The organism is Devosia sp. (assembly GCF_035944845.1).
GTDB lineage: Bacteria > Pseudomonadota > Alphaproteobacteria > Rhizobiales > Devosiaceae > Devosia_A.
Genome location: NZ_DASZAW010000002.1, coordinates 13,593 through 35,272, shown reverse-complemented (window position 1 = coordinate 35,272; position 21,680 = coordinate 13,593). Strand labels below are relative to the sequence as shown.

Annotated in this window: 23 protein-coding genes; 9 read left to right on the top strand and 14 right to left on the bottom strand. The window is 64.4% G+C overall.

Annotation, left to right across the window (positions count from 1 at the left end):
* Positions 1–88: 88 nt before the first annotated feature.
* On the top strand, positions 89–826 hold the full coding sequence (locus VGV07_RS00255) for a cytochrome c family protein (protein ID WP_326866658.1): 738 nt from the start codon (positions 89–91) through the stop codon (positions 824–826).
* 73 nt (positions 827–899) lie between these two features.
* Positions 900–1,847 carry a glyoxylate/hydroxypyruvate reductase A gene (locus VGV07_RS00250; RefSeq protein WP_326866657.1) on the top strand — a complete coding sequence of 316 codons (948 nt, stop codon included), beginning with the start codon at positions 900–902 and terminating at the stop codon, positions 1,845–1,847.
* A 154-nt stretch (positions 1,848–2,001) separates the two neighbouring features.
* On the opposite strand, the gene VGV07_RS00245 is transcribed toward VGV07_RS00250, so the two are convergent.
* Positions 2,002–2,928 carry a helix-turn-helix domain-containing GNAT family N-acetyltransferase gene (locus tag VGV07_RS00245; RefSeq protein WP_326866656.1) on the bottom strand — a complete coding sequence of 309 codons (927 nt, stop codon included), beginning with the start codon at positions 2,926–2,928 and terminating at the stop codon, positions 2,002–2,004.
* A 23-nt stretch (positions 2,929–2,951) separates the two neighbouring features.
* Positions 2,952–4,295: a leucyl aminopeptidase family protein gene (locus VGV07_RS00240; RefSeq protein ID WP_326866655.1), complete on the bottom strand. Its 1,344-nt coding sequence runs from the start codon at positions 4,293–4,295 to the stop codon at positions 2,952–2,954.
* Positions 4,296–4,400: 105 nt separating this feature from the next.
* Between VGV07_RS00240 and VGV07_RS00235 the strand changes: the two genes are divergently transcribed.
* The gene (locus tag VGV07_RS00235; RefSeq protein WP_326866654.1) at positions 4,401–5,240 is read left to right on the top strand and encodes a tetratricopeptide repeat protein; all 840 of its coding nucleotides are present in this window, start codon (positions 4,401–4,403) and stop codon (positions 5,238–5,240) included.
* An 85-nt stretch (positions 5,241–5,325) separates the two neighbouring features.
* Here the strand turns inward: VGV07_RS00235 and VGV07_RS00230 are convergent, their stop codons facing one another.
* The 8 genes from VGV07_RS00230 to VGV07_RS00195 all read right to left on the bottom strand — a co-directional run bounded on the left by VGV07_RS00230 (position 5,326) and on the right by VGV07_RS00195 (position 13,457).
* On the bottom strand, positions 5,326–6,336 hold the full coding sequence (locus VGV07_RS00230; RefSeq protein WP_326866653.1) for a type II secretion system F family protein: 1,011 nt from the start codon (positions 6,334–6,336) through the stop codon (positions 5,326–5,328).
* Between the two features lie 9 nt (positions 6,337–6,345).
* Positions 6,346–7,323, bottom strand: a complete 978-nt coding sequence (locus tag VGV07_RS00225; RefSeq protein ID WP_326866652.1) for a type II secretion system F family protein — start codon at positions 7,321–7,323, stop codon at positions 6,346–6,348.
* A gap of 9 nt (positions 7,324–7,332) precedes the next feature.
* Positions 7,333–8,814, bottom strand: a complete 1,482-nt coding sequence (locus VGV07_RS00220) for a CpaF family protein (protein WP_326866651.1) — start codon at positions 8,812–8,814, stop codon at positions 7,333–7,335.
* A 14-nt stretch (positions 8,815–8,828) separates the two neighbouring features.
* Positions 8,829–10,106: an AAA family ATPase gene (locus VGV07_RS00215; protein WP_326866650.1), complete on the bottom strand. Its 1,278-nt coding sequence runs from the start codon at positions 10,104–10,106 to the stop codon at positions 8,829–8,831.
* A gap of 15 nt (positions 10,107–10,121) precedes the next feature.
* On the bottom strand, positions 10,122–11,612 hold the full coding sequence (locus tag VGV07_RS00210; protein ID WP_326866648.1) for a type II and III secretion system protein family protein: 1,491 nt from the start codon (positions 11,610–11,612) through the stop codon (positions 10,122–10,124).
* A gap of 17 nt (positions 11,613–11,629) precedes the next feature.
* The gene (gene cpaB, locus VGV07_RS00205; protein WP_326866647.1) at positions 11,630–12,481 is read right to left on the bottom strand and encodes a Flp pilus assembly protein CpaB; all 852 of its coding nucleotides are present in this window, start codon (positions 12,479–12,481) and stop codon (positions 11,630–11,632) included.
* A 126-nt stretch (positions 12,482–12,607) separates the two neighbouring features.
* Entirely contained in the window at positions 12,608–13,120 is a 513-nt protein-coding gene (locus VGV07_RS00200) for an A24 family peptidase (RefSeq protein ID WP_326866646.1), read from the bottom strand.
* Positions 13,121–13,253: 133 nt separating this feature from the next.
* A complete protein-coding gene (locus tag VGV07_RS00195) occupies positions 13,254–13,457 on the bottom strand; it encodes a Flp family type IVb pilin (protein WP_326866645.1) in 204 nt (67 codons plus the stop codon).
* Positions 13,458–13,799: 342 nt separating this feature from the next.
* On the opposite strand from VGV07_RS00195, the gene VGV07_RS00190 reads away from it, so the two are divergent.
* The 4 genes from VGV07_RS00190 to VGV07_RS00175 all read left to right on the top strand — a co-directional run bounded on the left by VGV07_RS00190 (position 13,800) and on the right by VGV07_RS00175 (position 16,304).
* Positions 13,800–14,246, top strand: a complete 447-nt coding sequence (locus tag VGV07_RS00190) for a pilus assembly protein N-terminal domain-containing protein (protein ID WP_326866644.1) — start codon at positions 13,800–13,802, stop codon at positions 14,244–14,246.
* 113 nt (positions 14,247–14,359) lie between these two features.
* Complete coding sequence (locus VGV07_RS00185; RefSeq protein WP_326866643.1) at positions 14,360–14,971, top strand: TadE/TadG family type IV pilus assembly protein; 612 nt, start codon at positions 14,360–14,362, stop codon at positions 14,969–14,971.
* Complete coding sequence (locus VGV07_RS00180) at positions 14,968–15,522, top strand: TadE/TadG family type IV pilus assembly protein (RefSeq protein ID WP_326866642.1); 555 nt, start codon at positions 14,968–14,970, stop codon at positions 15,520–15,522. The genes VGV07_RS00185 and VGV07_RS00180 overlap by 4 nt, the downstream gene beginning before the upstream one ends.
* 161 nt (positions 15,523–15,683) lie before the next feature.
* Positions 15,684–16,304 (top strand): HAD family phosphatase, encoded by a 621-nt coding sequence (locus VGV07_RS00175; protein WP_326866641.1) that lies wholly within the window; start codon positions 15,684–15,686, stop codon positions 16,302–16,304.
* Between the two features lie 84 nt (positions 16,305–16,388).
* Here the strand turns inward: VGV07_RS00175 and upp are convergent, their stop codons facing one another.
* From upp to VGV07_RS00155, 4 genes are all read right to left on the bottom strand, one after another.
* A complete protein-coding gene (gene upp, locus VGV07_RS00170) occupies positions 16,389–17,018 on the bottom strand; it encodes a uracil phosphoribosyltransferase (RefSeq protein WP_326866640.1) in 630 nt (209 codons plus the stop codon).
* Between the two features lie 14 nt (positions 17,019–17,032).
* A complete protein-coding gene (locus VGV07_RS00165; RefSeq protein WP_326866639.1) occupies positions 17,033–18,211 on the bottom strand; it encodes a phosphopentomutase in 1,179 nt (392 codons plus the stop codon).
* Positions 18,212–18,214: 3 nt separating this feature from the next.
* Positions 18,215–19,528, bottom strand: a complete 1,314-nt coding sequence (gene deoA, locus VGV07_RS00160; RefSeq protein WP_326866667.1) for a thymidine phosphorylase — start codon at positions 19,526–19,528, stop codon at positions 18,215–18,217.
* A gap of 140 nt (positions 19,529–19,668) precedes the next feature.
* The gene (locus VGV07_RS00155; RefSeq protein ID WP_326866638.1) at positions 19,669–20,535 is read right to left on the bottom strand and encodes a helix-turn-helix transcriptional regulator; all 867 of its coding nucleotides are present in this window, start codon (positions 20,533–20,535) and stop codon (positions 19,669–19,671) included.
* A 38-nt stretch (positions 20,536–20,573) separates the two neighbouring features.
* On the opposite strand from VGV07_RS00155, the gene VGV07_RS00150 reads away from it, so the two are divergent.
* Together VGV07_RS00150 and VGV07_RS00145 are read left to right on the top strand one after the other, a co-directional pair.
* A complete protein-coding gene (locus tag VGV07_RS00150; RefSeq protein ID WP_326866637.1) occupies positions 20,574–21,005 on the top strand; it encodes a VOC family protein in 432 nt (143 codons plus the stop codon).
* Between the two features lie 174 nt (positions 21,006–21,179).
* Positions 21,180–21,533, top strand: coding sequence for a hypothetical protein (locus tag VGV07_RS00145; protein WP_326866636.1), 354 nt, complete (start codon positions 21,180–21,182; stop codon positions 21,531–21,533).
* Positions 21,534–21,680 lie beyond the last annotated feature (147 nt).

The following is a 21,680-nucleotide window of genomic DNA, read 5'->3' as shown; positions in this document are numbered from 1 at the left end:
AGGGCTTGAAGCGCCGGGGTTGGCCAGCTATGGCCTATCGCTGTTCCGCCGTTCATCAAACCGGCGTCAAAGGCTGAAGATACCCGCGATGGATTCGTTCGAACTCAACAAGATCATTGGCGCCGTTCTCGGTACCCTCCTGTTCGTCATGGGCGTGGGGTTCCTGGCCGAGGCCATCTACCACCCGATCGAAGGTCGCGGGCCGGGCCTGACCCTGGCTGAGGCAGAGGTTGCCGGTGAGCACGGTGGCGGCGCCGCAGAACCGGAAGCCCCGGCCGTGCCGCTCGGGGTGCTGCTGGCCAGTGCCGACGCCACCGCCGGCCAGGCCTCGGTGAAGAAGTGCTCGAGCTGCCACAACTTTGGCGAAGGTGAATCCAACAAGACCGGCCCGCTGCTATACGGTGTGGTCGATCGCCTGATCGGCAGCCACGAGGGCTTTGCCTATTCGGCCGGCATGGAAGAGCACAAGGCCAAGGGCGACCTGTGGTCGTACGAGAACCTCGATGCTTTCCTCACTTCGCCCAAGACCTTCACGCCGGGCACGAAGATGAGCTTCGCCGGCGTCAAGGATCCGGCCGAGCGCGCCAATATCCTGGCCTACCTGCAGACGCTGTCGCCGTCGCCGGTGCCGTTCCCGGCCGCTGAAGCCGCGCCGGCTGCAGTTCCCGCTGAGGGCGCTGCCGCCCCTGCAGAGGGCGTGGCTCCGGCCGAGGCCGGCGCAACCGAGGGCGCTGCCGTCGAGACGCCGAGCACCACTGCTACCGAGACCCCGGTGGAAGGCACTCCGGCTCCGGCGACCACCGAAGCGCCGGCTGCCAGCCATTGATCCTCGACTGAGGTCCGTTTGAGTTTCGAGCCGCGCCTTCTGGTGCGGCTCGTTTGTTTTGGGGAGACGACCGATGACCTTGCTGCTGCACCTCGCCGACTTCAACGAGCGGCGCTGGGCCGATGGCTTTGCCGCCGCCCTGCCCGGCCGCAAGGTGGTGACGCGCGCCGACAGCTACGATCCGGACGAGGTGGAGTATATCTTCATCTGGAAACCGAAGCCGGATGCGTTTGAAGGCCTCCATCGGCTCAAGGCGATCCTGTCGCTGGGCGCCGGCGTCGATGCCCTGCTGCGCAACCCGTCGCGCCCCAAGGACGTGCCGATTGCCCGCTTCATGGACGAGGACCTGACGCAGCGGATGAGCGACTACGTGGTCTCGCAGGTGACCATGCACCAGCGACTGATGACGCGCTTCAGGCGCGACCAGGCATCGAAGCAGTGGAGGCAGCTCTACCCGGCGCCGGCCTGGGACGCGACGGTGGGCATCATGGGCCTGGGCCAGCTTGGGCTCGACGCTGCTCGACACCTCAAGGTATTCGGCTACAAGCTCAGGGGCTGGAGCCGGACCGCCAAGGCTGTCGAGGGCGTCGACGTGTTCACCGGCCCCGAGCAGCTGGACGCGTTCCTGGCGGGCACCGACATCCTGGTGAACCTGCTGCCGCTCACTGCGGAGACACAGGGCATTCTCAACTACGACACGTTTTCGAAACTGAAGCGTGGGGGCATCGACAACGAGGGCCCGGTGGTGATCAACGCGGCGCGCGGCGGGCACCAGAAGGAAGCCGATATCGTCCGGGCGCTGAACGACGGCACGCTCAAGGCGGCGAGTCTCGATGTGTTCGAGGTGGAGCCGCTACCGCAGGATTCGCCACTGTGGGCGATGGACAATGTCTACATCACCCCGCACATCGCCGCTGCGTCGAGCGAGCGCACCGGCGTCGCGTATTTCTCCAAGGTGATCAAGGATCACGAAGCAGGCCTGCCGCTGCCCAACGTGATCGACTTCGCTCGGGGGTACTAGGGGCGACCTCACTAGTGCCGTGCCGGCTCCATCACCGGGTCATCCCCGCGAAAGCGGTGGATCTCCGTTTGCGATGGTGCAGCACGCCAGAAAACAGAGGTTCCCGCTTTCGCGGGAATGACCCGGTGGCTGACGAAGAGTGAGGCGACACCCCTTACAGCTTCAGCTCCCAGTACTCGCCGACCAGGTCCTTGCCGAAGCTGTGGTGGGGCTTGCTCTCGGTGAGGGTGAAGCCGGCAGCGGCGTAGAGCTTGCGGGCGGCGACGAGGCTGGCCTGGGTCCACAGGCGGATCTTCGCATAGCGCTTGTCGCGGGCAAAGTGGACCACCTGGTCGACGAGCAGCTTGCCCACCCCGAGGCCGCGCGCCTCGGGCTCGACATAGAGCAGCCGCAGCTGCGCCACGCCCTGCCCGGCATCGACAACGAAGACCGAGCCGATGACCTTGCCATCACGCTCGGCGATCCAGCAGTTGTCGGTCGTGGGGTCAAACTCGGCCAGGAACTTGCCGCCGATTTCGGCCGCCAGCGCCTCGTAGCTGCCGTCCCAGCCAAACTCGCCGGCGTAGATCTGCGATTGCCGGGCGACCACATGGGCGACGTCGCCGACGCGGGGGGGACGCAGGATGATCGATGCCGCCTGATCTTCGCCATCGAGAATGCGGGCGATCGTCTGCATGGCGGAGACCAACTCGTGGCGTTCGGTTTCCGACAATGGACTGATGAGATCAGCGATGGCGCGATCAGCAGCGGCCTCGACATCGGCCGCGGCCTTGTCGCCTTCTGCCGTGAGCGCCAGTTGGTTGCGACGTCGATCCGAGACGCTGGGCGACACCGCCACCAGCCCCTCGGCGACGAACTTCTGCAGCATGCGGCTCAGATAGGCCGGGTCGACACCCATCGAGCGCGCCAGATTGGCGCCATTGGTGTGGCCAGCTGCGGCGAGCTCATAGAACAGCCGGCTCTCGGCCGGGCTGTAGTCGGTCCTGGAGTAGTGCTCATCGAACAGCCCAAGCCAGCGCGCGAAGGCGCGGTTGAAGCGGCGAATCTCGGCAATATGCTGGTCATCCATGATGAATGACATTGGCGCTGATATCGTTGATACTGTCAACTATATCGTTGCTTGAGGTAGCCATAGACGGCGCGGATGCCCTGGTCGGTGCCGCCGAAGGGCCGCCCGGGCTTGGCTTCCGGAGCCCAGCCATAGATATCGAGATGCACCCAGGCCTTCGCCTGCTTGACGAACCGCTTGAGGAACAGCGCGGCAGTGATGGAACCGGCGAAGGCGCTGGCGCCGGCATTGTTCACGTCGGCGACCTTGGAGGCGATCATCGAGTCGTAGGGCGCCCAGAGCGGCATCTGCCAGAGCGGATCGTCGGAAAGTGCGCCGGCGGCCATCAGGTCGCGAGCGAGCGCGTCGTCGGTCGCGTAAAGCGGCGGCAGATCCGGCCCCAGCGCCGAACGGGCGGCGCCGGTGAGCGTTGCCATGTCGACGATCAGTTCCGGGCGTTCCTCATCGGCCAATGCCAGTGCATCGCCGAGGATCAGCCGGCCCTCGGCATCGGTGTTGCCGATCTCGACCGTCGAGCCGTTGCGGGCCCTGAGGATATCGCCGGGGCGGAAGGCCGGACCGGAGATGGCGTTCTCGACGATAGGGATGAGGACGCGCAGGCGCAACCGCAGCCCGGCATCAATGATGGCATGTGCCAGGCCGAGGATGTTCGCGGCGCCGCCCATATCCTTCTTCATCAGCAGCATGCCGGCCGACGGCTTGATGTCGAGCCCACCGGTATCGAAGGTGACACCCTTGCCGACCAGCGTCACCTTGGGGTCCTTCGCCCTGCCCCAGGTGAACTCGACCAGCCGAGGGGCCTCGGCAGCGGCCCGGCCGACGGCGTGGATCATCGGAAAGTTCTGCTTCAGCAACTCGTCACCGGCGATCACCTTCGCGTCGAGCTTGTGGCGCTTGCAAAAGGCGCGGATTTCCTTCTCGAAAGCCTCGGGGCCGAGATCGTTGGCGGGCGTGTTGATCAGGTCGCGCGCCAGGTAGGCAGCGTCGGTCAGACGATCGACCTCTGCTGTGTCAGCACCTTCGACTGCCTCCAGCACGGCAGGATCGCGCGGCTTGCGGTAGCGGTCGAAACGATAGGCGCCGAGGCGGAAGGCCAGCGCTGCGAGCGTGGGGTCGCCGTAACTGCCGGCCAGTCGATACTTGCCCGCCTCGAGCGTCGCGGCGGCCTGACCAAGCAGCAATGCCGGGCGATCATCAGCCTTGCCGAGACCGAACAGGTAGCCGCCGAGGGCACCGCTCTCCCCCGGCAGAGCCAGCAGCCGGCCACGCTGACCGGTGAAGCCATTGGCCTTGGCCCATTGCAGTTCGCTGGAGGTCAGCGTAGCGGGCAGCGCGTCCTGTTCAACGGCAATGAGAGGCAGCGACTTCGACTTGGCCATCTGGCAGGATCCGTTGCTAGGGCGGGAGGCTTTGATTACGCCGCAGCCACCGCGCTGGCAACGTTCGCCAGCGCACCTTAACCCCCCATTAGGGTTAATCAATTATTGCTGCTGCGTGGGCTCGGGAATTGCCAGTTGCATTGCCCAGAGGAAGTTTTCGTGTCGCTCCGCCTGATCCAGACCAAACTAAGGCCCGTACGCACCCTGCTGCTCGTGAGCGTGGCCGCTCTTGCGCTGTCTGCCTGTGCGTCCAACCCTATGACCACCGGCAGCATTGGCGGCGATCAGGCCAGCCAGCCGATGGACAGAAAACAGCAGGCGCTGGCGCAGCTCGCCGCTCTTTACAAGAAATCGCCGGGCGATCGGGCGGCAATCATCTATTACGCCGCGGCGCTGAGGGCCAACGGTCAGAACGACCAGGCGGTGGCTGTGCTGGAAAACGGGGTTGCCAAGTTTCGCGGCGATCCGGAAATCCTAGTCGGCTATGCCAAGGCACTGGCTGGGGCCGGACGGTTCGAGCAGGCGCTCAACGTCGTCGAGCAGGCCATCAGCCCCACCTCCCCCGACTGGAATGCGCTGATGGTGAAGGGCGCGATCCTCGACCAGAGCGGCCGCAACACGGAAGCTCGGGCAGCCTACAACCAGGCCTTGAAGATCGCCCCGGGCCAGGCGTCGCTGCACGCCAATCTTGGCCTCTCCTACTCGATGACCAATGAGCTCGACAAAGCCGAGGCCGAACTGCGCATCGCCGTGAAGCTAAGGGGCGCCAACAGCCAGATCCGCCAGAATCTGGCTCTCGTGGTGGGGTTGCAGGGACGGTTCGACGAGAGCCGCGCCTTGTTCGCGGCGGAATTGCCGGCCGATCAGGTGGAAGCCAACATGAGCTATATCCGCGCGCTGCTGACGCAGCAGAACCGCTGGGACGCGGTGAAGAACTCCGGCTGAGCGAACAGCGCCGCAAACAGGAACAGGGCGCCTCTCGGCGCCCTTGTTTTTTGCTCTGTTCGTTCCTTTTGCCGGGTCGCTTCCCTCAGCCGCCGCCGTTGATGAAGCTGTTCGAGAAGACGCGGATCATGGCCGGAGACAGAATGACGATGAACAGCACCGGCAGGAAGAACACGATCAGCGGCACGGTCAGCTTGGGCGGCAACGATGCGGCCTTCTTCTCGGCTTCCATCATGCGGGCCTCGCGCCCCTCTTCGGCCATCACACGAAGGGCCGAACCGACCGAGGTGCCGTGGCGTTCGGCCTGGATCAACGCCTGCATCACCGACTTGACGTTGTCGAGACCGGTGCGGCGGCCGAGGTTCTCATAGGCTCGGGTGCGATCTTCCAGGAAGGCCAGCTCGGCGGTGGTGAGCGTCAGCTCCTCCGAAAGCGCGATGCTCTGGGCACCGATCTCCTTGGCGACGCGCTTGAGCGCATGCTCTACCGACATGCCGGCTTCGACACAGAGCAGCACCAGGTCGAGGGCGTCCGGCCAGGAGCGCTTGATCGACTGCTGGCGCTTGACGGTCTGGTTCTTGAGCAGCAGGTTCGGTAGGTAGGCGCCGAGCAGTCCGATGCCCAGAGCGTAGACCGCGTTGAGCCAGAGCGGTTTGTCGCTAAAGATCGCGAAGCTGAAATAGGTAAAGGTGAGGACGAACAGCACGACCGGCGTGGCGAAGCGCAGGAACAGGTAGGTGGTCATCGCCGCCTGCCCGCGATAGCCGGCACGAGACAGCTTTTCGGCAGTGTTTTCGTCCATGAAGGCCTTTTCGAGCGAGAAACGCTCGACGACGTTCTTCATGTAGTCCCGCCCAGCGGCCTGCCGGATGCTTCGCGGCTGGTCGGCGCCGCCGGCGCTGCCACGCAGGCGAGCCATTTCCTCGGCCCGCATCTTTTCGCGCTCGAGCGCCACGCGCTTGATCCGCTGGCGCATCTGCGAGCCACCGGAAAAGAAGGTCGCGCCGATCGAGAACACTACCGCGGCGGCGGCCACTGCCGCCAGCACGGCAATGAGGAACTGGGTATTGGTCAGCGTTGCGACCAGGTTTTCCATCGCCGGCCCCTAGATGTCGAACTGGATCATGCGGTTCATGATGAAGCCGCCAAGGAACATCATGACGGCAGCGATACCCAGCATGAGGTTGCCGACCGGCGTCTGGATCAACGGCAGCAGGTAGGCCGGCGAAGTCAGCGACACGAGAACGGAGACGATGACCGGCAACGCGCCGATAATACCGGCCGAGGCTTTGGCTTCCGACGACATCGCCTTGACCTTGGCCTTCATCTTCTTGCGGTTGCGCAGCACACGCGACAGATTGCCCAGCGCTTCGGAGAGGTTGCCGCCGGCCTGAGCCTGTACCGTGATCACCACGATGAAGAAATTGACCTCGGGCAGCGGCACGCGGTCGTAGAGCGTCACCACCGCCTCCTGGATGGTCTTGCCGATCGATTGCTGGTCGAGGACGCGCTGGAAGTCCGACTTGATCGGCTCTTTGGCTTCCTTGGCGACCAACCGCATCGAGTCATTGAGCGGCAGACCGGACTTCACACCGCGCACGATGGCCTCAACGGCGTTGGGCAGTTCATCGAGAAAGGCGTTCTGGTACTTCTTGCGCCGACGGTTCACGTACATGCGGGGCAGCAGGTAGCCGCCGGCGATGGAGAAGACCAGGCAGTAGATCAGCTCGAGCTGCAGCACGAAGCAGACGACGAAGACGAGCACACCAAAGATCACCGAGTTGCGGATGAAGGCGGCCGTCTTGAGCTTCATGCCGGCCTGATACAGCCGGTCCTGCAGTGGAATGTGCTTCCGCTTGCGCTCCAACGCCACGGTCTGGGCGCGCAGGGTCTGCTGAATCTCCTTGCGGCGGGTGTCGCGCGTGCGCGTGGCGTCGGCATTGCGCCGGTTGGCCTGGATATCGCCCTGTAAGGCCTTCATGCGCTTGTTGGCGCGATCGCCGCCCATCAGGGCGGGGACCAACGCGAAGCCGGCGGCGCCTACCGCGACGACAGCAAGCAGGGCAAGGATCAGCGGGGTCATCGTTGGGCCTTATGCACCGAGGATCTCGCGCTGTTCGATGTTGGACTTCTCCAACGCCTCGACGAGATTGGCTTCTTCGTTGAAGTAGCGGGCGCGCTCGGTGAAGTTCGGCTTGGTGATGCCGGTCGAGCGGTGGCGCCCGACGAGGTTGCCGTTCGAATCCTCGCCGAGGATGTCGTAGAGGAACACGTCCTGGGTGACGATGACGTCGCCTTCCATGCCGAGCACTTCGGAGATGTGGGTGATGCGACGCGAGCCATCGCGCAAGCGCGCCGCCTGCACCACCACGTCGATCGAGGAGACGATCATTTCGCGAATGGTGCGGCTGGGCAGAGAGTAGCCGCCCATGGTGATCATCGATTCGAGACGCGACAGCGCCTCGCGCGGACTGTTGGAGTGGAGCGTGCCCATCGAGCCGTCGTGACCGGTGTTCATCGCCTGCAACAGATCGAATGCCTCGGGTCCGCGCACTTCGCCCACAATGATGCGTTCGGGGCGCATACGCAGGCAGTTCTTGACCAGGTCGCGCATGGTGATCTCGCCCTCGCCCTCGAGGTTGGGCGGGCGAGTCTCGAGACGCACCACGTGTGGCTGCTGCAGCTGCAGCTCGGCCGAGTCCTCGCAGGTGATGACGCGCTCGTCCTTGTCGATAAAACCGGTCAGGCAATTGAGCAGCGTCGTCTTGCCCGAACCGGTACCGCCGGAGATCAGGATGTTGGCGCGGACGCGGCCGAGGATGCGCAACACCTCGGCGCCTTCCGGCGAAATCGAACCGTATTTGACCAGCTGCTGCAGGGTCAGCTTGTCTTTCTTGAACTTGCGGATGGTGAGCGCAGCGCCATCGATGGCCAGCGGCGGGGCGATGACGTTGACGCGCGAGCCATCGGGCAGGCGAGCGTCGCAGATCGGCGAGCTCTCATCGACGCGGCGGCCGACCTGGCTGACGATGCGCTGGCAGACATTCATCAGGTGCGCGTCGTCGCGGAAACGCACATTGGTGAGCTTCACCTTGCCGCCGACCTCAATGTAGCATTTCTGGCTGCCGTTCACCATGATGTCGGCGATGTCGTCACGGGCCAGCAGCGGCTCCAGCGGACCGTAGCCGAGCACGTCGTTGCAGATGTCCTCGAGCAGGTCTTCCTGCTCGGAGATCGACATGATGATCGACTTGAGCGCGATGATCTCGGCGACGATGTCGCGAATTTCCTCGCGCGCCGCTTCCTGGTCCATGGTGGCGAGCTGGCTCAGATCGATCGAGTCGATCAGGGCATTGAAGATCGCCGACTTGGTCTGGAAGTATTCCTTGTCGCGCGCGACCGCCTCGGGGCTGCGCACATCGAGCACCGCCCCGTCGTCGCCGGGTCGTCTGTTATCAGTCGCGCGCGCCACTTCCTGACGGGGCGCGGCCGGGACAAGCGGAGCCACCGCCGGGCGTGCGGGCTGCGTGGCGCCGGGAGTATTGCCACCGAAACTGGTACGCTTGCCGAACATCTAGGACTGGCCTTTCAGGCGCGCTTCTTGATGAAGGACGGGAGCTTGAGGCCACTCGGCTTCTTGGCGACACTCCTTTCGGGAGTGCTGCGGCCGGTGACATGCATGCCGATCTGCCGAAACACCTCGTTGGCGCGGTTGTTCGCGGACACCTCGGCAATCATCTGGCCGTTATTGGCAGCGGTGCCGAAGGTCGCGGCATCGAAACCGAGCTGGCCCAGCAGCTGGCATTCGACCGAGCTGGCGAACTCGTTGGCGGCGATCTCGGGTCGACGCGGCATGCCGACCTTGTTGATCACCAGCAAGGGTTCGCTCTCGGCGGGGCGCAGGGCCTTGATGGTATCGGACAGGTTCTTGGCGTTCCTCAGGTTGGCGAGGTCAGGCTCGGCGACGATGATCACTTCGTCGATGGTCGCGATGGTGTGGCGGACCCAGGCGCTCCAGATGTGCGGGATGTCCAAGATGACGATCGGCGTCGACTTCTGGCTCAGCTCGACGATCTGCTCGAACTCCCGCTCCTCGAAATCAAAGGTGCGATCAAGCACCACGGGCGCGGTCAGCAGGTTGACGTGATTGGCGGCCTTGCTGGCCAGGCGGTCCAGCATGGTCTGGTCCACCTTGGCATTCGGCCCGACGGCGTCGGCGATCCCGTGGGGCGGATCCTGGTTGAAGTTCAGCCCGGCCGTGCCGAAGGCGAAATCGAGGTCGAGGATCAGTGTATCCTGGCGCAATGCCTGGCTGACGGCCCATGCCACGTTGTGCGCGACGGTTGAACCACCGGAGCCGCCCTTGGCGGAAATGAAGCCGATGGTCCGCCCGATCGGCGCCGCGCCCTCGGCGGCAAACAGCTCGCTGATCGCCGAGACGATCGACTGGGCCGAGGCCGGCAGCACGATGTATTCGGAAACGCCGGAGCGAATGAGCTCGCGATAGAGCAGCACGTCGTTGACGTGGCCCAGGACGATCAGGCGCGTGGTGGCGTCACAAACCTCGGCGAGACGTTCGAGGGCTGCCGGAATCTCCTCCGGTTGCAGCGACGTCTCGACGATGATGAGGTTCGGCGTCGGGTTGGAACGATAGGTCTCTATGGCGCCGTCGAGACCGCCGGCATGCGTGGTCAGCGCCACCTTCGACATACGCCGGTCGTGCACGGCGGATTCGACCAGTTGCGCCGTCTGGGAGTGCTCGCAGAAGGCCTGGATGGTGATGCGCGGGATCAGCCGGGCCCCGGCTGCGATCTCGAGTGCGGGCTCGTCGACTGCTTTGGCGTTGTCGCGGGAGAGGAAACTCATGACTACTAAACTCCATCAATCCAGCAAGAAGCCGACGGCCCCGTCATAGCTGCCACGCGTGCCCGCCGGGCCCACGCCGTACATCGTCTCGATGTGGCCCAGGAAGATTGCCTCGGCGTCGTTAGCAAACTGCATACGATCTGTTGGCAATTCGGGTTTCTTGCTGGTCGGCTGGGCGAGATAGGGGGTGACGAGGATCACCAGTTCGCTTTGCGAGCGGATGAAGTCGCGCGAACGGAACAGCGCGCCCAGGATCGGGATGTCGCCAAGCCCCGGCAGGCGATGGATCTGCGTGCGGGTCTTTTCCTCGATCAGCCCGCCAATGGCGAGGGTCTGGCCGGTGCCGATCTCGACCGAGGTCTTGGCGGTGCGCCGCTTGACGCCGAGCAGGGTCGAGCCGCCAACGGTGATGCTGCCTTCGGTGCTGAGTTCGCTGCTGGTGGTATCGACGACGAGGCCGACATTGCCATTGGACTTGATGGTCGGGGTGAAGGCGAGTTTGACGCCAAACTCCTTGTACTCAACGCCCACCTCGCCATCCTTGACGCTGGAGGGCACCGGAAACTCGCCACCGGCGAAGAAGTCGGCGCTCTGCCCCGACATGGCGGTCAGGATCGGCTCGGCCAGGGTGCGGGCGGCGCCGCGCTGTTCCATGGCGCGGATCTGGGCGTCGATACTGAGACCGGCGATATCGACACCCAGCTTCAGACCGTTGTTGCTGAACAGGTTGGAGGCGCCGCCGATTGGCTGCGAACTGATGAGCTGGGTGGTGAGCCCGCCATTGGAATAACTGCCGTTCAGGTCGATGCCGAACTGCTTGGCAAGGCTGCGGTTCACCTCGGCGACGGTGACCTTCAGCATCACCTGTTGCGGGCCGGATACCGCGATCACGCTGGTGACGTTGTCGGCGCCCCCGGCGAACTGCCCGGCGATCGCCAGCGCCTTGTCGGCATCGTCGGTACTGCCGGCATTGCCCGACAGCACGACGCGGTTGACAACGGCGCCGTCCGGGTTGGTCAGCGTGACCGCCTCGACCTGGATGTCCGAGTTCGGCATGATCTTGCTGTAGGTTTCACGCAGGACCGCGGCAACGTTGGAGCCGCCGGTGTTCATGGCACCGGTGGTGCTGACGTCGACCACCACGATGGTGCGACCCGCCCCGTCGAGAAAGAAGATATTGGTATCGCCCGAACTCACCGCCTGGATGACGGCGCGGCGCTTGTTGCGAAGAATGGCGTTGGCAACGCCGGGCTGCGACACGATGACCTCCTGCGCGTCGACCGGCAGGTCGATGATCATCGACTTGTTGATGCCGATGCTGACCGGCTGAGTGGAGCCGAAAGCGCTGGAGCCGATGCGCAGGTGATTGGAGTCGGCGCCCTGTGCCTGCCCGAAACCGAGCGGGGCGAGGCCGAGCGCGGCGCCGAGCACGGCCGCCGCAGCCATCAGGCGCAACGTGCTAGCCACGAGACGGCGCGGGGAATGGGTGGGGAGAGCCGGAGACATCACGTAATCCTCACGCATCATTGCACCTGCTCTTCTGAACTGGTGTCGTCGAAGGACGCCTGGGCAACATTCGGGTTGGAGCCGGGCATCACGTCGCTGCCGACGCCGTAGCGGATCATCCGGACGGCGCGGCTGCCTTGCAGATCATCGCCGGGGGAGGGCTTGAAGTCGGCGATCGAACGGAGCGCCACCGAGAGGACGCCGATCTTGGAGGCGTTGATGATCACCTCACCCTGGGCGGGGGTCAGCTCAAGCGTCGCGATGGTACCGCCCTGAAAGACGTCGGCCTTGGGGTCTTCGGGATTTGCTTTCTCACCGGTGGTGCCGGCTTCGCCGAGACGGGTGCCGATGGCCAGCACCTTGACGTTGGAGAGGATGGTCTGGCTGATGCCGCCGCGGCTGAGCACGATGTCGACGCGGTCGTTGGGGAGCACGAAGCCACCGGCCGCGGCGTCGGCGCTCACCGGCACGGAGACGCCGCGCATGCCCTTGGTCAGAACGGCCGAGAGATAGCCCTGATCGGAATGCACCAGCTTCTTGTCGATGATCGGCTCGCCCGGGAAGAACTCGAAACGCGCGACGGCGTCGAGCATCTTGGTCGGCGCATCGGGCAGCACGGCCTCGCTGATATATTCAGGCCGAACGGCAAACTCGGGCCAGGCCTGCCACTCGATGGTATCAGCGGTGATCCGCTGGCCGACGCCGATCGGCGTCTTGGCCACCAATACCTTGGCCTTCTTTTCCTCGATGACCTGGGTCGGCCCTTCAACCACGACCTGCTGCGGCGCGCTGCCACGCGTGGCGAGGAAGGCTGCCAGCCCGCCTGCCACAAGCGCAACGACCAGCAGGATGATACGCGAGACTCCCATCGCCCCCAAACTCCACAACAGGGCCCGACGAGCCCGGCTACTCTTGAGTCCGACTATCGCGGCAAAGGGTCAAAGTTTGGTTAATCGTTGCTTGCCGAAGACGGTTAACGAATAGTTTCGAAGTCTTCAGCTCACGAGGCGCTGGAAGATCAGGGTGGTGGGATAGACGAGCAGGCCGGCGGCGGCGAGCGCAATACCATAGGGAACGCCGGTTTTGCTGTCGTGCAGCCGATCGATCCACACCACCTGCTTGAGCTGCAGCGGCAGCGGCCAGCGACGCACGGCCAGCAGCGAAAGGGTCAGCGCGCCACCCAGCAGCGAAGCGAAGACCAAGTACATCAGCATGTCCTCAAAGCCGAACCACAGCGCCGTCGCGGCGATCAGCTTGGCGTCGCCGCCGCCGATCCAGCGCAGGGCGAAGAAGCTGAACGACACGGCCAGCACCAGCGCGGCCGCGGCAACATGCGTGCCCAACAGTTCGAGGGAGAAGCCGGCGAGCAGGGCAATGGCGAAGAATGAGCCGATCACCAGCAGCACCAGCTTGTTGGAGATCCGCATGGTCAAGAGATCCGAGGAGGCCGCAAAGGCCATCAGCAGCGGAAACACCAGCATTGCAGGGAGGGTAATGAATGAGGGCATCGACTGTCGAGGGTTACCGCAGGCCGGATGTTCGGCGCGCAGCACAGTTTCGGGGTAGCGTGGTTAAGAAAGCCCAAATGCAAAGGGGACCCCGACGGGATCCCCTTCTTTCGCCCAAACCCAGCGAGCAGTATTACGGGGTGGCCGGAGCACCGACACCACCGGCGGTGGCGGCGGTATCGAGCTTGCCCGAGATACCACTGAACATGTTGGACAGGCTGGTTCCAAGCAGGCCAGCGGCGACGATGATGGCAACGGCGATGAGCGCGGCAATCAGGCCGTACTCGATCGCGGTAGCGCCGGACTCGTCATTCACGAAACGAGTGACAGTGTTCATTTATTGGCTCCTTGCACACGTCATTCTGTGACTGCATCAGGTGATGCGTCAGCACCGTTCGATACGTCACACATCGAACATGGGCTCACGCTAGGCGGCCCGAATTGAAATTGCGTTAATTGTCGGGGCCTGAGCGCCCCGGTTTGCAAGGCTTTCCGGCATGCTGAGCAGATCGTTAAAGCAACCCGCGCAATTGTTCGAACCCTAGCTAAAGTAATACGCGGGCGGCGTGTCTCGCACCCGCTCCAGCCGATCGGTCTCAGCGGGCCCTGGTCATTTGCGAATTTTTCACCATTCCGCGCAACACTCCGTTTGCCATAACGTACCTCGCCAGGGCCAGTCATGCCGTTTCGCCCCATTCTCGCCGCCCTTGCCATCGCCACTGTGCTTGCAACCCCAGCGGCTGCGTTGGCGGAAAGCGCCCCGGTTACGGTAAAGGTGAACATGGCGCGCATCCTCAGGATCAACGCGCCCGCCTCGACGGTGATCATCGGCAACCCCGGCATTGCGGACGCCGCCATCCAGGATCCGCAGACGCTGGTGCTGACCGGCAAGAGCTATGGCAAGACCAACCTGATCGTGCTCGATGCGCAGGGCAACCCGATCGCCGACACGCTTGTCGAAGTGGTGCAGGAGCAGGCCGGCCTCGTGACCGTGTATCTGGGCGAGAGGCGAACCAGCCTGGCGTGTGAGCCGACCTGCCAGCCGATCATCATGCTGGGCGACGACAAGCCCTACACCGTTGACACCATCGAGGCGCGGGACGCGGTGACGAGGGCGGCCAACTAACTGCCGGTTAACCAAGCCGCTGCATCGCACGCAAATGCAGCCCTGCCACTAACCAATCACTAGGTAGGAATTGCTAGATTTCCGCTCGCGAACGTAAACGCGGGCGTCTCTCTTTGTCTCCACTTTGTTCAGGACTGAAATGGCTGCTGTCGCCGGCGCTCCGCCGGGTACGGGCCTTTGGCGGCGACGAGCGCGGCGTGACGGCCGTCGAGTTTGGCATCCTGGCGCTGCCGTTCTTCACCATTGTCCTTGCTCTGCTCGAGACGGCCCTGGTGTTTCTCGCCGGCCAAATCCTCGATAGCGCCGTAAACGACTCGTCGCGGTTGATCCGCACCGGGCAAGCGCAGACGGGTCTCCCCGCCCTTACGGCCGAAACCTATCGTGAGGCGATCTGCGATGGGCTCTACAACCTGTTCGACTGCGACGCCGCCGACGGCAAGCTCAGGGTCAGCGTTACCGTGATCAGCGACTTCGGCGCGGCCTCGTTCGGATACCCGCTCAAAACCGGCGAGGACTGCACCGAGGAAGAGTGCGATTGGACGCTGGCTGACGACTACAAGCCAGGCAAAGGTGGCGACGTGGTGCTGGTGCAGGCCTACTACAAGTGGCCGGTCGTGGTGAACCTGCCGGGGTTCAATTTTCAGACGCTGCCCGACGGGACGCGTCTGCTTGGCGCCTCGCGGGTGTTCCGCAATGAGCCATTCGTCTGCGCGAGCTGCACATGATTGCCCGCCTGCGCCAGTTCCGCGACGACACCGGCGCCGTGGCAGCGGTGGAATTCGCCCTGGTTTTGCCGCTGCTGCTGACGCTCTATCTGGGCACCATCGAAGCGGCGACGCTCTACTCGACCGATCACAAGGTAGCGACGGTCGCCAGCACCATGGCGGATCTTGTGTCGCGCGAGAAGGGCGCGATCACGACGGCGACGCTCGACAAGTATTTCGAAGCGGCCGAAACCATCATGCGCCCCTACACCACCAGCGGATTGGTGCAGGTCGTCTCGCTCCTCAGCATCGACACCGATGGCGTCGCCACGGTCGAGTGGAGCGCGGCGCACGGGGAGGACGCGGAGGAGCGCGACGCCGATAGCGAGTATCCGCTGGACGCGGACGCCAAAATCAACCTCCTGGCGCGTGGGGCGGACGGCTGGCTGGTCGCTTCGGAGATCACCTATCCGCATCAGCCGCTGTTCAACCTGATCTTCCCGAGCACCATCACCCTGAAGCACACGCAGTATTTTCTGCCGCGCTACCAGGGCGAGATCGAGCTCGACTGACCGGCAGCCGCTTGCCGCGGCACGCCCGGCATGCCATAGCCCGGACCGGCGCTCGCCTGAGCGCTTCACCGCCTCAATGAAGCGTCAGAGGGCCAGAGATCATCGATCCTGCCGCAGCTTCGAGGCGGCCCTTTCGTGAGAGCGCTCTGCGAGGCCAGCCGATGCAAGATACCCTGATCCCCGTCTTCGACCTCGGCGGCGTGTTCGTCGACTGGAACCCGATGTATCTGTTCCGCAAGCTGTTCGACAGCGAGGAAGAGGCGCAGTGGTTCTGGGACAACATCTGCACCAAGGACTGGAACCTCGAGTTCGATGCGGGCGACATCTTCGCCGAAGGGGTGGCCAAGCTGACTGCCCGCTACCCACGCTACTGGCGCGAGATCCAGGCGTTCGACCTTCGGTGGAAGGAAACCGTCGGAGACTTCATCACCGGCACGGCCAATATCCATGACGAGCTGATCGCCCAGGACATCCCGACCTTCGCCATCACCAACTTCTCTTGGGAAAAGTGGGTGAGCTGCCTGCCGGAATGGCCGTTCCTCGAGAAGTTCGACGGCGTAGTGGTGTCCGGCCTTGAAGGGCTGGTGAAGCCCGATCCGCGGCTCTATCGGGTGTTCTGCGAGCGCTATGGCCTCGCGCCGGAGACCTGCGTGTTCATCGACGACAGCGAGCCGAACGTGATCTCGGCCCGCAAGTTCGGCATGCACGCCATCCACTTCACCGACCCCAAATCCCTCCGCAAGGAGTTGATCGGGCTGGGGTTGCCGCTGAAGAAGAGCTGAAGTCGGCAGTGAACAAGTAGAACAGCCGAGCTGCTGCGTAACCCTTTCTACTGCCTACTCACGACTGCCGACTGCCGACTTCCCTCACTTCGTTCCGTACATGCGGTCGCCGGCATCGCCCAGACCCGGGATGATGTAGCCCTTCTCGTTGAGATGGCTGTCGATGGCGGCGGTGAAGATCGGCACGTCGGGGTGGGCGGTCGAGAACTTCTCGATGCCCTCGGGCGCGGCGAGCAGGCAGAGGAAGCGGATGTTGTTGGCGCCGCGTTCCTTCAGTTTGTCGATGGCGGCGATCGAGGAATTGGCGGTGGCCAGCATCGGATCGACGACGATGATCAGCCGGTTGTCGAGCTCGGACGGAGCCTTGAAGTAGTATTCGACCGGCTGCAGCGTCTCGTGGTCGCGATAGATGCCGATATGGGCGACGCGGGCGGCGGGGACGAGATCGAGCATGCCATCGAGCAGGCCGTTACCAGCGCGCAGGATCGAAGCGAAAACCAGTTTCTTGCCCTTGATGGTGGGGGCATCCATTTTGGTCATCGGCGTCTCGATCTCGATCATCTCGAGCTCGAGATCGCGTGTCACCTCGTAACACATCAGGTGCGCAATCTCGCGCAACAGGCGCCGGAACCCTGCGATCGAGGTGTCCTTGTCGCGCATGATGGTGAGCTTGTGCTGAACCATCGGGTGGTCGATCACCGTTACGCCGCGCATGGAGACCTCGAGGGCTAGAGGAAGGATTTGCCGTGGGGGCCGGGCGCGAGGCCGAGCCAGCGGGCGATACTCTCTCCTATATCCGCAAAGCTCGGCCGGATGCCAATGGTTCCGGGCGTGAGGGCTGGGGAAAAGGCCATGATCGGGGTCTGTTCGCGGGTGTGATCGGAGCCGCGCCAGGTCGGGTCATTGCCATGATCGGCGGTGAGGACGACCAGATCGTCGTGCCGCAGCGCCGCGATCAACTCCGGCAGGCGCGCATCGAAGGCTTCGAGCGCCTGAGCGTAACCCTGGATATCGCGGCGATGGCCGAAATCCTGATCGAAATCGACGAAGTTGACCATGATGAAGGCGCCGTCGGCGGCCATCTGCATCGCTTCGAGGGTGCGATCGAACAGCGCCATGTTGCCGGTGGCCTTGATCTTGTGGGTCACGCCGTGACCCGCGTAGATGTCGGAGATCTTGCCGATGGCGTAGACCTGCCGGCCGGCATCCTTGGCGCGATCGAGCAGAGTTGGCTCGGGCGGGGCGATGGCGAAGTCGCGGCGGTTGCCGGTACGCTTGAACGTATCGGCAGTCTCGCCGACGAACGGCCGGGCGATGACCCGACCGATATTGAGGGGCGCGGTGAGCTCGAACGCGGTTTCGCAGAGCCTGTAAAGCCGTTCGAGCCCGAAATGGGTTTCGTGCGCGGCGATCTGGAAGACGCTGTCGATCGAGGTGTAGCAGATCGGTTTGCCGGTCCGGATCGACTCCTCGCCCAGTTCGGCGATGATCGCGGTGCCCGACGCGTGCTTGTTGCCGAGAATACCGGGAATGCCGGATTTCTCGATCAGATGGGTGATGAGTTCGGGCGGGAATGTCGGCTCCTCCAGCGGGAAATAGCCCCAGTCGAACGGCACCGGCACGCCGGCAATCTCCCAATGTCCGGAGGGAGTGTCCTTGCCTTTCGAAACCTCTCGTCCAACGCCCCAGCGGCCGCCGCGCGGCTGGTCGGTGAGGCCGCGCGGAAGCTGGCCGGTGGAGAGCTTGGCGGCGGCGCCCAGCCCGAGCGCGTCCAGGTTCGGCAACGAGATCCGGTAGTTGGCGGCGATGTGGCCGAGCGTGTCGGCGCCGGTGTCGCCGTAGTCGGCAGCATCAGGGGCGCCGCCGATACCGAAGCTATCGAGGATGCAGAGGATGGCGCGGGGCATCGTTCAGGCCTCCGTGGGCGGGACGTAATCGGCGATCAGCGGATGATCTGGCGCCGGTCCGTCGGTGATGGTGTAGGCGGCCAGCAACCGCTGCGTCCCATCGGCTGCCATCTCTTCAGTGCGCGCATGGATGCGGCACAGCACCGTCCGCGCGTCGGTTTTTGCTCCAAGGCCGAGGATCTGGTCGAAGCCGACAGCAAAATCGATGCTGTCGGTGGGGAGGCGACGGCCGCCGCCGAGGGCGACGACACCCATGCCGACACCACGCGTGTCGATGGCGGTGACGGTACCGGCAACAGGGGCCAGGATGTCGCGAACGATGGGCGCGGGGGATAGATGAACGTCCATCCGATCGACGAAATCGGCGGGACCGCCAAGCAGGGCGACCATCCTCGAAAAGTGCTCGGTCGCCTTGCCGCTGGTGAGCGCGGCCTCGACCGCAGCCGCAGCGTCGCCGGCATAGCCGGTGAGTTGCAGGGCGGCGGCGCAGAGATCGAGCGTGACTTCGCGGAGGCGCGCGTCCTGATGGCGACCGGTAAGGAAATCGACGGCGTTGCGAACCTCGAGAGCGTTGCCGGCGGCCGAGGCCAGCGGCTCGTTCATGTCGGTGATCAGCGCGGCCGTGCGAAGCCCGGCGCCGTTGGCGACCGAGACTAGGCTCTCGGCCAAGGCCCGGGACTTCTCCAGCGTCGGCATGAAGGCGCCGGAGCCGGTCTTCACGTCGAGGATCAGCGCGCCGAGACCTGCGGCGAGTTTCTTACTGAGGATCGAGGCGGTGATCAGCGGGATCGATTCGACCGTGCCGGTGACATCGCGGATGGCGTAGAGCACCTTGTCGGCCGGAGCGAGATCGGCGGTCTGGCCGATGATGGCGCAGCCGGCCTCGCGCACTACCTTGCGAAACAGCGTGTTATCCGGGCTGGTGCTGTAGCCGGGGATGGCGTCGAACTTGTCGAGCGTGCCGCCGGTATGGCCGAGGCCGCGGCCGGAGATCATCGGCACGTAGACGCCGCAGGCGGCAAGGATCGGCGCCAGCATCAGCGAGGTGTTGTCCCCTACCCCGCCGGTCGAGTGCTTGTCGGCCACCGGGCCATCGAGATCGGACCAATCGAGAACGGTGCCCGAGTCCCGCATCGCCTCGGTGAGGGCAACGCGCTCGGGGGTCGACATATCGCGAAAGTAGATCGCCATGGCGAAGGCGGCGGCCTGCGCGTGACTGACGGAGCCATCGGTCAAGCCGGCGATGAAACTGCCGATCTCGTCGGCGGCGAGGGCGAGACCATCGCGCTTGCGGATGATGATTTCTTGCGGAAGCAGGGTCATGGCGATGTTGTGCGCTGACAGCCGGGCGAAGGCAAGGTGGGGTGGCGACACGGTGCAAACGGCCCAAGGCGGGGCGGCTACGCCTTCATCCGGGCCGACGTCCGCCCGTGTGCCGCGAAGCGACGTGACAGCGGCTAGCGGGTGAGGCCCTTGTGGTACTGCACCGGCGTTGCGCCCAACACGGTGCGGAAATCGGTGATGAAGTGCTGCTGACTGCTGTAGCCGAGATCGTAGGCGATTCCGGCCCAGTCAGGCTCTTCGCTCAAGCGGATTTCGGCGGCGGCAGCGAGCAGGCGCTTGCGCTGCAACAGCCATTTGAGCCCGATGCCAAGATAATCGCGAAACGCCAGCTGCAGCCAGCGCTCGCTGCGACCGAACGCCTCGCCGACCGCGCTGACGGTGGTCAGTGCCGCTTCGGTTTCGACGGCGGCGATGATGGCGTTGATTTCTTCGAGCGTGCCGTCGGCCACCGGTGAGGCTCCACGCAGGTGCTCGAGCAGGGTGGCAATCACCCCGTCGTCGTCGTGCCCGAGAATGGCAGCGAGCCCCTTGGCGTCGGCCCAGGGAAAGACCGATGTCAGCGGCACGACCTTGTCCTGCAGGTCGGCCATTTCGCCGGCCCAGAAAGCGTGGAAGGCGCCGGGACGAAAGCGCACGCCGACGATCCGGCCGCTGCCGGCCGCCGAGTAGGTCCGCTTGCCGCGGAAGGTCCCCTGGATGCCGGACTCATGAGCCGAGAGGAAGATATCGACATAGGGCCGGTGCATCACCTCGTGGGAGTCGTAGGGACCCAATGCGCTGTCCCAACGGATGACCCAGAAGTGCTCGATGAAACGGGCGAGATCGACCGGCGAGGGCACTGTACGGAACTTGATGTGGCGCGCGAAGCCGGCCGGATCGAGCCGGCCGCGCGGCTCATAGGTCACGCCCAATACACCCGCCTCGCTCGGCTCGCCGGGCGTTGCGGGTTTCTGAAATACGGGCCTCGGCGCATCGGTCATTGTCTTGGCATCAGCTTAGCGATGAAAGGAAATTCCAGATGAGCAACAAGCACTTCCTGCGTGGCATGGCCACCGTCAACTTCTTCGCCGACGACATGATCGAGGCGCGCGACTGGTACACAGCGCTGTTCGGGGTCGAGGCCTATTTCCAGATGCCCAGCCGCGAAGAGCCTTCCTATATCGAGTTCCGCATCGGCGACAGCGAAGACGAGTTCGGCATCATCGATCGCCGCTATGCGCCCGAGGGGATGCGGCCCGGCCCGGGCGGAGCGATCCTGCTGTGGCATGTCGACGATATCGAGGCGGCCTTCGCACGATTGAAGGCGATGGGGGCGCGGGAATACGACCCTATCACCAAGCGTGGCGAAACCGGCTTCGTCACCGCCTCGGTGGTCGACCCGTTCGGCAACGTGCTGGGGATCATGTACAATCCGCACTATGTGGCAACGGTGGCCGGTCGCGCGGCCTGATCCCTGCTCTCGCATGTCACGGCCGCCCGCCGCTCCGGCGCGGGCGGCCTGTGCTTGTCGGGTGTCAACGCGTCGTTCACATGGCCAGGGTTATGGTGCGTCCCGCCTCGCAGGCAGCACACGGTAGAGGCCATGCTCGAGCCCCATTCGATCGAAACCTACATCGAGAGGCCGATGAGCGAGGTCTACCGATTCCTCGCCTCGCCGTGGAACTATCCGCGCTGGGCGGCGGTCAATGCCGCCACCTTCCGGCAGATCGGGCTGCACGAGTGGGCCGGCGATACCGAGTTCGGGCCGCGCATCGTCAAGTTCAGCCCGCCCAATGGCGAGGGCATCCTCGATCATGCGGTGTACAAGGCGGGCGATGAGCCGCTGATGATGCCGATGCGGGTCAGCGCCGACGGCAACCGGACGCTGGTAACCTTCGTGTTCTACCGCCGACCTGAGATGGACGACGAGCAGCTGGAATCGGCGCTCGAATGGATCCGCCCCGACTTCATGGCACTGAAATCGTTGCTGGAAGCGTAAGGCCAGCGAGCCCGGGCCAGGATTTGCTATTGCCCACGGAGTCATCCCCGCGAATGCGGGGATCTCCGTTTTCGGCGCTTGCCGCGAACTCCGCAAACGGAAGTTCCCGCCTTCGCGGGAGTGGCCCGGTGGGTGGGGCGGGTGCGG